Source organism: Brumimicrobium sp. (assembly GCA_023957385.1).
Classification (GTDB): Bacteria; Bacteroidota; Bacteroidia; order Flavobacteriales_D; family Crocinitomicaceae; genus Brumimicrobium.
In genome coordinates this window covers 645071-658049 of sequence record JAMLGZ010000001.1, presented here as the reverse complement: position 1 = coordinate 658049, position 12979 = coordinate 645071, and the positions used below count along the sequence as shown (strand labels likewise).

Genomic DNA, 12979 nt, shown 5'->3' with positions numbered 1-12979 from the left:
AAATTTTGTTAAGCAATTTCACATAGAACTATTTCTTATTATTTTTGTTTATATCCTGCTCAACAAAATGAGTGTATTTATTTAAGTAACATGTATAGATTTTTATTTATTATCTTATTCTCACTGTATAATATCGCATTTGCGCAACATGCTATCACAGGAAAATTTACACCTAAAGAAAGTTTTCATTTTAATTTATTGTATCAAATAAAACCAGATGCCATTGTATATAATGTTTCTAGTCAAGGAGATTCCGATGGGGTATATATTACAGAATTAGATAAAACTAAAGAAAAAGGCGTTTATAAATTGATTTATGGTACTCCGATGGATGAAAACTTCTTTTATATCATATATAATGGAAAAGATGACATCTCATTCACCTTTGACAAAGACAAGGGAGTACAATTTGAGGATAAAGAAAATAAACTTTTGGCTGATTATTTAAAGAAACGGAGCGCTGTTTATAATGGATTCGACTATTATCTTGCTCAAGACAAAATAGAAAAAAAACAAATCGATAATTTAATTCAGCAATACAATCAAATGCAGGAGTCTTTCGAAAAAGAAGCAGAAAATACTTTTGCATCTCTCTTTATAAAATCATTGTATCAGAAGTTGCCAGCACATTTTACCACTAAATCTGAATTTCAAAAATACAGAGCAGATCACTTTTTTTCTCAATTTGATTTTAGCAATTCTTTTTTTCAAGCATCTTACCTACCCATTGAATTATCAAAAGACTTCTACAATAATTTTGCAATTAACTCAAAAGAAATGGATGGCATTGATGCTATTGACCAAATTATGCTTGCCATGAATAATTGTACGCACACATTTCAGAAGAAAATACTGTCTGAATTATGGGATGAATTAGTTAGACGGGAAGAGATAAAATCTGCTATATATCTTGCTAATAAAATTATTCCATTGGCAGAAGAAGAAAATGATTTACATCAACTTGCAAAGTTGAGAAAGTATGTTCGTCTAGCAATTGGGGCTAAAGCTCCTAATTTTTTCTTAGGTGACAGTATCTCTCCACAAACAAAAACGTTATACGACATAAAAGGGTCGAACTATTATATTTTAGCTTTCTGGAACTCAAAATGTTCACATTGTTTACAGCAGATGCCTGAACTATATTGGAATATGAAACAGATCCCCGAAACTAATTTTAGAACTATAGCCATAGGATTCGAATCTGATAGCACCACATATTTTAAAGAAATTGAAAAGATGCCAAACTTCACTCATGTAATGGCTATGTTTGGCGTGCGCGCTAAGTTTACCGAAGATTATGATGTGCGAGCAACTCCTGCCTTTTTTATTCTTGACTCGGATAAACACATCATATATAAGCCAAAAGGATTAGAAGAATTACTCGAAAAGGTAAATGAATTAAACCTGAAACGATAATTTTTGCATCTTTGTACAAAATTTAAAAAACTAAGATGAGTCAGGTCATTAAAGTATTATCTATTAGATATACTACACGTGATGTCATAAACATATTAACAGAAAAACCAATAGGAATAGATTTTCTAGCAGGTCAGGCTGCTAATATCTCCATACACAAAACTGGGTGGGAACATGAAATACGCACCTATGCAATTACATCCACTCCAGAAGATGATCACTTTGAATTTAATATAAAGATCTATCAGGAGCAAAATGGAATGGGTTTTCTAAATCAAATCACCCAATTACAAGTAGGTGATGAGTTTCTCTTTCATAGTATTTGTGGAACTGTAACCTATCAAGGTGAAGGAGTATTTATTGCTGGTGGCGCAGGAATTACGCCATTCATATCCATGCTACGCTCTATACAGAAACAAGGGAAAATTGGAAATAATCATTTAATTTATGCCAATCGTACACAAGCTGATATTATCGAGGAAGATACTCTTCAATCTATTTTAGGTAAGCAATATATTGGCATACTTTCCGAAGAAAAAAGAGATGGCTATGAATTTGGTTTTATTTCCAAAGAATTAATTGAACGACTTCTTACGGATAACTCACAATATTTCTATTTATGTGGTCCACTTCCTATGACCAACATGATAGAAAAATATTTAGAAGAACTAGGTGTTTCAGAAGAACAAATTGTGATTGAACGTTTCTAATTAATGAATCAATAATTTAGAAATTCTAGAAATAGGTCCAGCACAACCTGCATCAGATTTGTGACAAGTCAAGCACGAATTAACCACAGTATTAAATTGCTCCTTACTTTCCATTTGACTATACGGCTGATTGTATAAATTATGAAGATCATTTAAATACACTTCTGAAAATTGTTTAAACAAATCATTGTGTTCAAAATCTTCCGTCATTTCAGCTGTACGAATCCTTTCAAAATCTTTGGGATAATTTTTAAGCGTATCTCCTTTAAGAACTTGTTCTCTATCCAATTTCAGGCGTTCATACATTCCCTCCATAAGTGCTGCCATCTCCGAATATTGATACACCTCACCAAAAGCACTCTTTTTTTCAACAATTGGATCATCTTGTACTTCTTTATCCGAAGAGCAAGAAAACAGGATAGAACTAATTAATAACGCTGTGAATAGTTTATTCAGCATCCTCATTCTTTTTCAAGAAAACACCCTCAGCTAAGAAAGTATATTCTGTTTTTGGTTCAGTGATGGCATCGATTTCTTCATCTGATTTACCAGCATCTTTAGCGTAATGTCTTAATTCCTCAACTGAAATTTCTTCTTTATGAGCCCATCCTTTCACAACTGCATTTGCTCCTTCTGCATCTTTCGGAACGAAGAACTCATAGTCTTTAAAACGTACAAATGAAAGCTCATCTTCTCCGCCCAAATCCAATTTCATCCAACAACCTTTCTTTTGACAAACGGAATTAACAGTACTTAAGAAAGTTACCTCTACTGAATCTCCAACCTCTAAAGCATGATATTTCTCTTGCATTTCTTGCATAGTTAAATATTCATCTGCTGTAAAGCTTGCTCCAAAATTTTCGTACTGAGATAAGTCTATTTGTTCAGCTACGTTTTCTTCTGTGGTTTCTACTTCATTTGTGTTTGTGCTACAAGCTACCAATACTATCATAGCCATTACAAGGATTCCTATTTTCAATTTCATGTTCATAGTTTAAATTTGCGCGAATATCAAGAATAAATTTGATATTACCAAAAAGAAACACTATCTCTTCAGATAAACAAACCCTTTGAATTCTTTCACGGAATTTGACTCTCCATTAACTTCTCCTAATTTAAGGTAATAATAATAAGTACCTTCAGGTAGTATATCCTTTCCTACATTCAATTTATTCTGAGAAGTACCATCCCAGTCATTTTTATAATTATCACTATAAAATACCTCAAGTCCCCAACGGCTGTAAATCCATAATTCAGTATTCGGATATAATTCAATATTATCAATATGGAAGAAATCATTGATACCATCTCCATTTGGTGAAAAAGCTTCTGGAATAACAATGTCACAAGTCTCTACATTTAATTTAATGACCTCTGCGAGTGAATTACAACCAGCATTTTCTGCTACGTATATAAGATAAGCACCTCTATCATCCAGTGTCACTGGAGAGAGTGTCATACTTAAACCCTGTCCAATATTGTTTTCATCAAAGACCCATGAATAAATTAGGGTACTATCAGGGTTATTGACACTTAAAACAACCGTTTCACCAGCGCAAACAGTTAGCGTTGTTTCAATATAATTTGTGGATGGAGCTGAGGGGTTCACTATAATATTAACACTAGCAGAATCAGATTCACATCCATTACCTGATATTACAATCAATGTATAAGTTCCACTTTCATAAATGGCTGCATTTGAAATTGTGGGATTTTGATCCGTACTTGTAAAACCATTAGGTCCTGTCCATTGATAAGATACTCCACCTGAACCTTGTAGCATGATTGTTCCCCCTTCACATACGGATATTTCATTTGCAGAAGCATTCGCAGTAGGTTTAGCGTTAACAGTAACTGTAACTTGTGTGCTAGAAGAAGTACATCCTCCATCACCAGTTACCACAAAATTATAGTCACCACTTGCATTCGGAGTAGCGTTAGTTATAATAGGATTTTGAGATAAACTTGAAAAACCATTGGGTCCTGTCCATTGGAAAATAGGTGAACTACCACCATCAGACACACTTCCTTGTAATTGAATATCTTGACCTTCACAAATAGATGTGGAAAGAGCATTAGCACTCACTGTTGGAGTTGGATTATTTGCTATTATAGAGATAGTAATTGGGGTTTCACACCCAGCATCGTCAATAACGGTAACAAGGTAATCTCCTACTCCTAAATCACTCGCACTATTTGTAGTACCTACATTAGGTAGCCATGTATAGGTATAATTACCTGTACCTCCCGTTGCTTGAATGGTTACACTGCCATTTGTATCATCAGAGCAATTTACATTCTGTTGAGTAGAAATACTAACTGTTGGTCCATTCATATTTGCTACTGCAACTATTTGAGTGTTTGTACATCCATCTGCATCTTCTACAGTTACTTGGTATGTTCCTGCTGCTAAATTTACGGCAGTTGAAGTTGATTGACTCATAGAGTCATCCCATGAATATGTGTATCCTCCAGCTCCACCAGTAGCTGAAACTGTTGCTGTTCCATCAGAATTCCCACATGATGCCGGTGTACTTGTTGGAGTTAAAACAATTGCTGTAGGTTCTGTTATATTTATTGATTCAGCATGAGAACAACCATTTATATCAGTGACCAAAACAGTATATGATCCGCTTGCTAATCCAGTTGCAGTTGAACCAGTGCTAACATTTGGAGTCCACACATAACTAAATCCACCATTACCAGTTACTGTAACTGTTGCAGAGCCATCATTCATACCATTACAAGTGATATCATTCTTAGAGAGAGTAACATTTGGTAAAGTATTAACAGTGATTGTATAAGTGGCTACATCATTAGGACAAGCCCCATTCCCATTTACTGTATAACTAACAACAACACTACCACCGTTAATTCCTGTTACATTTCCATTATTAACAGAGGCATTTCCGTTATTAACTGACCATGTTCCTCCTGAATCTCCGTTTGATGACAAATTAATTAATTGACCAACACATACTTCTGTTAAGCCACTAATTACACCTGCATTCACCGGGCTATCAATGGTAACTGTTATAGGAGTTCGAGGACTAGCACAACCATTAACTGTTTGTTGAACATAATAAGTTCCTCCATTTATGAGTACTGTTCCAGGCAATAATATTCCAGGGGTTGACGCATCTGCATGCCAAGTATAACCAACTCCAGACGGTGTTAGGTTAGCAACTGTCCCTGAACCACAAAAACTTTGATTGGAGGCTGTAGGGGCTGCAGGGATAGGGTTAATAGTAACCGTTACAGGAGTTCGAGGACTAGCACAACCATTGACTGTTTGTTGAACGTAGTATGTACTTCCATTTGTAAGTACTGTTCCAGGCAATAATATTCCAGGGGTTGACGCATCTGCATGCCAAGTATAGCCTGCTCCAGATGGTGTTAGATTACCAATCGTTCCAGAACCACAAAAACTTTGGTTAGAAGCTGTGGGTGCAGGAGGGATAGGTGTAATAGTCACAGTAACTGGAGTTCGAGGACTATCGCAACCATTAACTGTTTGTTGAACGTAGTATGTACCTCCATTTGTAAGTACTGTTCCGTTGGAAAGAGGAGAACCTCCTGATGCATTTGCATACCATTGAGTATTACTTCCGCTAGCAGTTAGATTTGCAACTGTTGCATTACCACAAAAGCTTTGGTTAGAGGCTGTAGGTGCAACGGGTATAGGATTAATAGTAATGGATACTGGAGTTCGAGGACTATCACAACCATTGACTGTTTGTTGTACATAATACGTACCTGAACTTGTAATAGAAGTTCCACCAGCTAATGGACTTCCTCCTGTTGATCCTGAATACCATTGAATTCCTCCCCCAGAAGGAACTAAATTACCAACTGTTGTAGAACCACAAAAACTTTGGCTAGATGCTGTAGGTGCAGCTGGACTAGGATTTACTACAAAACTTACAACATCTTGAGAAGCGCAATAAGTGGGATCCGAAGGTTGGTAGTCATAAGTAACTGTAACATTAGTTGGTGTACCAACAGTTGGAGCTGTATAGACTCCTGATGAATTTATAGAGCCACCACCTGATACACTCCAAGTTCCTCCTGTTGGAGTAGCGCTAAAATTATAAGTAGAACCTGAGCACAATGCGGTTGGAGCCGAAGATATAGAAGCATTCGTTGCAGTTCCAGAGACTACAATAGTTTTTGTTCCAGGAACAAAGTTTTGACAAGGTCTAAGGCCTTCTAGAACAACAGTTCCACAACCATGAAAAGTAACTTCATAGATATCGGGAGCACCAATTGGATTAGGCTTAGTAATCGTAACAGGTGGTCCACTTATTTGAATTAAATAATAAGGTGCTGGAGAACCGGGTGGATCGTCAGGACAAACAAATCCACTAATTTTATATTGTTTGGTATCACCAACATTTGCAGTACCTGGACCTGTTATTACCGTTACGCTTTGTGCGTAACTCTTATAGGTAAATGAAAATAATATTAATAGTACAATGAGTGGTAGATTCCTCAATAATTTATATCCATATGAATCCATAGTGTATTTTATTATAAGTAGTATATAAGTACAAACGTATGAAATACAAATTTATTTCCCTAAAAAATGAGGTATTAATATTATCTTTTTAAATATACAAAACCTTTATATTCTTTACCAGCATTTGGATTATCTTCAGCTCCTCCTAATTTTAAGAAATAATAATAAGTGCCCTCAGGAACAATATCTTTCCCAATATTTAATTTATTCTGAGAAGTACCATCCCAATCGTTATTATAATTATCACTATGGAACACTTCAAGACCCCAACGGCTGTAAATCCATAATTCAGTATTCGGATATAATTCAATATTATCTATAAAGAAATAATCATTTGTTCCATCACCATTTGGAGAGAATGTTTCTGAAATTGTAACATTACATGCCTCTACATTTAATTTAATGATTTCCACTACAGCACTACAATTACCATTTTCAGCTCCATAAATAAGATAAGCTCCTCTATCATCTAGACTTATAGGAGAGAACGTCATACTCGTTCCTTGCCCAATACTATTATCATCAAAAATCCATGTATATATCATTGAACTATCAGGATTAGTAACCTGTAAAGTAACATTCTCGCCTACACAAACTGACATTGTTGTTTCTATATATCCAGATGAAGTTGAGGCTGGAGTTATAACAATTTGAACTGTAGCTGCATCAGATTCACATCCATCGCTAGAGATTACAGTTAGCGTATAAGTTCCTCCTTCATTCAAAGTAAGATTTGAGATAGTTGGATTCTGTTCATTACTTGTAAACCCATTTGGTCCAGTCCATAGATAAGCAGCTCCACCATCACCTATAAGAGTAAGTGTTCCTCCCTCGCAAACAGATGTTTCATCAGCTGAAGCAATTGCAACTGGTTTAGCGTATACAGTAACATCAACGGTAGCTGTATCTGAAGTACAACCACCCGCACCTATAACCACAAAACTATATTCGCCATCTGCATCTACAGTTGCATTAGGAATAGTTTGATTTTGTCCTACTCCAGTATATCCATTAGGTCCAGTCCAGATATAAGTTGGATTACTACCACCATTAGCTACCGCTCCTTGAAGCAAGATGTCTTCTCCTTCACAAAGTACTGATGTAACAGCATTTGCTATAACTGTTGGAGTTGGATTATTCGCTGTAATATTAATTGTAATTGGTGTAGAACAACCTGCATCATCTGTTACTGTCACCTCATAAGTCCCAACACCTAAATCTGTTGCACTATTGGAAGTACTTACATTAGGCATCCAAGAATAAGTATAGTTACCTGTTCCGCCAGTTGCAGAAACAGTTACACTTCCTGTTTCATCTGCATCACAATTTACATTTTGTTGAGTAGAGATATTCAGCGTTGGTGCACTTGGATTAGCGATAGTAACATCATCCGTTTGTGAACATCCATTTGCATCAGTAATTTCTACTGTATAAGTTCCAGCAGCCATGTTAGTTGCAGTTGCCGTAGTTTGATTATTAGGGTCATTCCAAGAATAGGTGTAAGCGCCTGTTCCACCAGTAGGAGTGACAGTAGCTGAACCATCTGAACTTCCACAATTTGCGTCTGTAGTTGCAAAAGTCATCGCAATTTGATCTGGTTCCGTAACAGTATAAGATTCAGCTGTTAAACAACCGTCAGCATCGGTAACTGACAATGTATAAGTTCCAGCTCCTAAATTAATAGCCGTACCCGAATTTGCTCCGTTACTCCATGAGTAAGTATATGGAGTTTGACCACCAGTAACTGTACTTTCAAGAATCGCATCTGAATCTCCATTACAAGATAATGCTTGTAGTAAATTAAGAGTTACAGAAGGACCACTAGTATTACTGATTACAACACTTGCAGTATTTGAACAGCCAGAAGCATCTGTTACGGTAACAATATATGTTCCAGCTCCTAAGTTACTAGCTGTTGCAGAAGTTTGATTATTAGGATCATTCCAAGAATAGGTGAATCCTCCCGTACCTCCAGAAGCGTTAACTGTAACGCTTCCATCATTTCCTCCACATGTTGCATCCGAAACAACACTAGCATTTAATACAATAGCAGCTGGTTGAGAAATCACAATTGATTTAGTTTCGGAGCATCCATTCACATCATTAACTGTGACAGAATAAGATCCAGGTGCTAACCCAGTCGCTGTAGATCCAGTACTAACATTAGGTGACCAAGTATATGTATATCCACCATTCCCTGTTACAGTAACAGAAGCTGATCCATCGTTTAGACCATTACAAGTTATATTATCACCAGTTACGCTAACAGTTGGAAGTGAGTTCACAGTTATCGAATAATTCGCTGTAGAATTTGGACAAGCACCACTTCCATTAACAGTATAAGTCACGGTTACACTTCCTGAATTCACTCCAGTAACCACTCCATTACTTACAGTAGCGTTTCCATTGTTTACAGACCAACTACCACCCGTATCACCATTTGTACTCAAATTTATAGTTCCTCCTTGACAAACAGCAGTTGAACCACTAATTGTTCCTGCATTTGCAGGAGTATTAATAGTAACTGTTATAGATTGTCTTGTGCTTTCACAACCGTTCACCGTTTGTGATGTATAATATGTTCCTCCATTTGTAAGAGCTGTTCCATTGGAAAGTGGAGAGCCGCCTGAGGCACTAGAGTACCATTGTATATTACTTCCACCAGCAGTTAAATCCCCAACTGTAGCCCCCCCACAGAAACTTTGGTTAGTTGCAGTTGGTGCAGATGGAATTGGTGTAATAGTGACTGATATGGCGATACGAGGGCTCTCGCAACCGCCCACAGTTTGAGTAGCATAATACGTTCCGCCGTTTGTAAGGGCTGTTCCACTGGAAAGTGGAGAACCGCCTGAGGCATTTGCATACCATTGAATATTACTTCCACTAGCAGTCAAGTTAGCGACTGTTGCACTACCACAGAAACTTTGACTAGTAGTTGTAGGTGCAGATGGAATTGGTGTAATAGTAACTGTTACTGAAGTTCGAGTACTTTCACAACCACTCACTGTCTGAGAGGCATAGTATGTTCCTCCATTTGTAAGAGCTGTTCCACTGGAAAGTGGAGTGCCTCCAGAAGCACTTGAATACCACTGAATATTACTTCCGCTTGCAGTTAAATTTGCAACTGTTGCGCTACCACAAAAGCTTTGATTAGCAGCCATTGGTGCAGATGGGATTGGTGTAATAGTAACTGTTACAGGAGTTCTAGTACTTTCACAACCACTCACCGTCTGAGAGGCATAGTATGTTCCACCATTTGTAAGGGCTGTTCCACTAGAAAGTGGAGTACCTCCTGAAGCACTTGAATACCACTGTATATTACTTCCACTAGCAGTCAAATTAGCAACTGTTGCACTACCACAGAAGCTTTGATTAGCAGCCATTGGTGCAGATGGAATTGGTGTAATAGTAACTGTTACAGGAGTTCTAGGGCTTGCACAGCCATTAACTGTTTGCTGTACATAATATGTATTCCCATTTGTAAGGGCAGTTCCAGGTAATAAAATACCAGGTGTAGAGGCATTCGCATGCCACGTATAACCAGTTCCAGATGGTACTAAATTACCAACTGTTCCAGAGCCACAAAAACTTTGATTCGAAGCAGTTGGCGCTGCAGGAATTGAGTTTACTGTAACGGTAATTTGGGCCACAGCATTTGGACATCCTCCCGTACCATTTACAGTATAAGTAATAGTAGCTGTACCTGTTGCATTTGCAGTTACAACACCTGAACCATTCACAGATGCGGCTGTTGGATTTGATGATGCCCAAGTACCTCCACTATCACCTCCTGTAATACTAAAATTAGAAGTACTTCCTACACACATGCTAGGAGTTCCAGACATAGTTCCAGCATTGGGACCAGGATTTACTGTAACAGTCACTGGGGCTTTAGGACTTGCACACATGCCTGTTCCCGATGATACATAATAGGTAGTAGTACTTCCTGGAGAAACATTATAAGTTGATCCAGTATGCACAGGAGTTGTAGATCCTGGTGAAGTGTACCAATTATAAGGTGCTCCCATACCACTGGATGCTGTTAAATTCACCGATTGTCCGGCACAAATTGTTTGATCGGTTAAAGTTGGCGGTAAGGAAGGATGGAATTGAGCTATATCTAAACCACTTGATGTAGGGTCGGAAGAAGTTCCTTCAAAATATGCTCCACCCCCTGGATCAACTGTAGGTAGATTGTTGTACCATAATTTAGTTGTTGTATAAAATGGAGCGAAGTTGGTATTTGCTGCAACAAAAGCTTCGTAAGATACATTAGTATTTATATAACTATCCCATTCAAAACCATAATTAGTTGCATCTAACATCGTGATATACCCACTTCTTGAACTTGAGGTTCCTAGTAGTAAGTTATAGCCTGAAGAAGCTCCTGTAAGAGGTCTTGTTGACATTCCTGTACTACCAACATACATCTTATTACAACCTCCAAAAGCAATATTTTGAATCAAATCACCACCTCCATTTCCTGTATAATAATAAGTACCATGATTTCGAACTCCATTGGTATTAAAAATGGCGATATATGCAGCATAATTCCAATAACTACCACCCCCACTAAAATCTGGATCTGTAGGAACGCCTTTATAATAAGCTCCTCCCCCCATATTTTGCAAGGGTAGATTATTACTGGTTGTATTAAAAGCAAGAATCACATCATTGGTATAAGGATTAATAGTTATTTGTGGACGTATTCCTTGCTGGCCCACTCGTCCATCACTAACGTTACCACCATACAGTGTATGCCAAACTAAGGCTCCATTAGCATCAAATTTTCCAAAAGAAACATTTGTTCCTCCCTCAGCAATTGTTTTATTGTAGGCGCCTGCTAGGTTTTGCAATTTTTCGGTGGTTGGATTTGAGGCTGTAAGCCAATCCGAACCACCTGCAAAGTAAAGGTTGTCATTGTTATCAAAAGTACACATATATCCTTCTTGTGAGCCAGGTCCTCCTAAGAAAGTACCCCATATTTGATTGTAAGAGGAATTAAACATTAGTAATCCCATATCTCTAGAGCCACCACTTGTAGCTTGATAATACGCTCCAGTACGATTCATAACTGGTAGGTTGTTAAAATCATAAGCGTCATTAATAATAGCCACATTTCCACTGTTTTTACTTACAGCAATATTTGGCCGATAGCCACTAGATAGACTAGTTAAATGTAATAAAGTACCTGTTGAAATATTAAATCGCGCCCAGAAGTTTCGATTTGCTGTATTGGCATAATACCCTCCTCCATTGGTAAAGGGTGCACCAGCAGTTATTCTCTCTCCGACAACATGAAGGATGTTCCCTGAAGAAGTAATTTGAAAATCTCCATATATTTGTTCGTAATCAGAACCACCTAAATACGTTGCCCATTCCAAACTCCTATTGGGTTTAAACTTCATTAAATATGCATCAGCTGTTCCATTGAGATTAGATGTATAAGCAGTCCCTGGTCCTACAACTGGATAAGCATTTGCTGCATTAGGAGCCATTCCATAACTAAAATAATTTCCATTGTCATCTAAGTGATTAGAAATGTAATCTATATAACCACTTCCTCCTGGTCCCTGATTATAATAAGTACTCCATTCTAAAACAGGGTCAATGGTCAATGTGGAATAAGTAATTTTATTTTTCAACCTAAAACCAACTGTTCCATCATTATTCAAGATATAATCTACGGCAACAGCATTCTTGGAATCACCATTAATGAAGGAGAGGGGGATTTCTTCTGTTAAATCCTTATAGCTTGTAGAAATAACTAATTTCTCATCTTTGATTTGAACATTTGCACCTTCAAACTTCAAGCGAATATCATTAATATTAGCACCCGATTGAAGTACCAAATCATACTTTAATCCATTCGCAGTATAATAAAAAACCGCATCAATATTTGGATATATATTCTCATATCGAAATGATTCAAAGGAACGAACATCTCTGATACCATTTCGTTTATTCAAATAATAATGGGTAACACCCTGCATTTGTTTTCCTGTAGAAAAATTTGGATTTAGCTCAGCATTTTGAAAAACCATATCCATACGGTGATAAGTAGCTTTTTGTTGGCGCAAAGCTTCTTCATATCCAGCTCTGTCATTATCGTACTTGACAAAATCAATAGTTTCTTTTTCAATAAAATTATAAACAACCCGATCATCTTGGAAATATACAGAAGCATCTGAGCCACCATAATAAAATTTTACCTCTGGATGAAAATCCTGATTAAAATCAACAACCTGTCCTCTATTTTCAACAAATTGCCCATAAGAAATGACATAAGTTATTAGAATCCACGCAAATAGAATTATCTTTTTCATAAGTAGTT

6 protein-coding genes are annotated in these 12979 nt (G+C 37.0%); 2 read left to right on the top strand and 4 right to left on the bottom strand.

Going from position 1 to position 12979, the window contains the following annotated elements; genetic code table 11:
- Positions 1 to 90 precede the first annotated feature (90 nt).
- A complete protein-coding gene (locus tag M9897_02795; GenBank protein ID MCO5267805.1) occupies positions 91 to 1416 on the top strand; it encodes a redoxin domain-containing protein in 1326 nt (441 codons plus the stop codon).
- A 35-nt stretch (positions 1417 to 1451) separates the two neighbouring features.
- Positions 1452 to 2126 carry an FAD-binding oxidoreductase gene (locus tag M9897_02790; protein MCO5267804.1) on the top strand — a complete coding sequence of 225 codons (675 nt, stop codon included), beginning with the start codon at positions 1452 to 1454 and terminating at the stop codon, positions 2124 to 2126.
- Here M9897_02790 and M9897_02785 read toward each other — a convergent pair whose 3' ends face one another.
- The 4 genes from M9897_02785 to M9897_02770 form a co-directional block, all read right to left on the bottom strand.
- On the bottom strand, positions 2127 to 2585 hold the full coding sequence (locus tag M9897_02785; GenBank protein ID MCO5267803.1) for a hypothetical protein: 459 nt from the start codon (positions 2583 to 2585) through the stop codon (positions 2127 to 2129).
- Entirely contained in the window at positions 2575 to 3111 is a 537-nt protein-coding gene (locus M9897_02780) for a DUF4920 domain-containing protein (GenBank protein MCO5267802.1), read from the bottom strand. The genes M9897_02785 and M9897_02780 overlap by 11 nt, the downstream gene beginning before the upstream one ends.
- 60 nt (positions 3112 to 3171) lie before the next feature.
- Complete coding sequence (locus M9897_02775) at positions 3172 to 6645, bottom strand: gliding motility-associated C-terminal domain-containing protein (protein ID MCO5267801.1); 3474 nt, start codon at positions 6643 to 6645, stop codon at positions 3172 to 3174.
- Between the two features lie 80 nt (positions 6646 to 6725).
- On the bottom strand, positions 6726 to 12971 hold the full coding sequence (locus M9897_02770) for a gliding motility-associated C-terminal domain-containing protein (GenBank protein MCO5267800.1): 6246 nt from the start codon (positions 12969 to 12971) through the stop codon (positions 6726 to 6728).
- Positions 12972 to 12979 lie beyond the last annotated feature (8 nt).

Bases quoted from the DNA above. Each gene is read 5' to 3' on its own strand.
- M9897_02795 (MCO5267805.1), top strand. From the start codon at position 91: ATGTATAGATTTTTATTTATTATCTTATTCTCACTGTATAATATCGCA.
- M9897_02790 (MCO5267804.1), top strand. From the start codon at position 1,452: ATGAGTCAGGTCATTAAAGTATTATCTATTAGATATACTACACGTGAT.
- M9897_02785 (MCO5267803.1), bottom strand. From the start codon at position 2,585: ATGCTGAATAAACTATTCACAGCGTTATTAATTAGTTCTATCCTGTTT.
- M9897_02780 (MCO5267802.1), bottom strand. From the start codon at position 3,111: ATGAAATTGAAAATAGGAATCCTTGTAATGGCTATGATAGTATTGGTA.
- M9897_02775 (MCO5267801.1), bottom strand. From the start codon at position 6,645: ATGGATTCATATGGATATAAATTATTGAGGAATCTACCACTCATTGTA.
- M9897_02770 (MCO5267800.1), bottom strand. From the start codon at position 12,971: ATGAAAAAGATAATTCTATTTGCGTGGATTCTAATAACTTATGTCATT.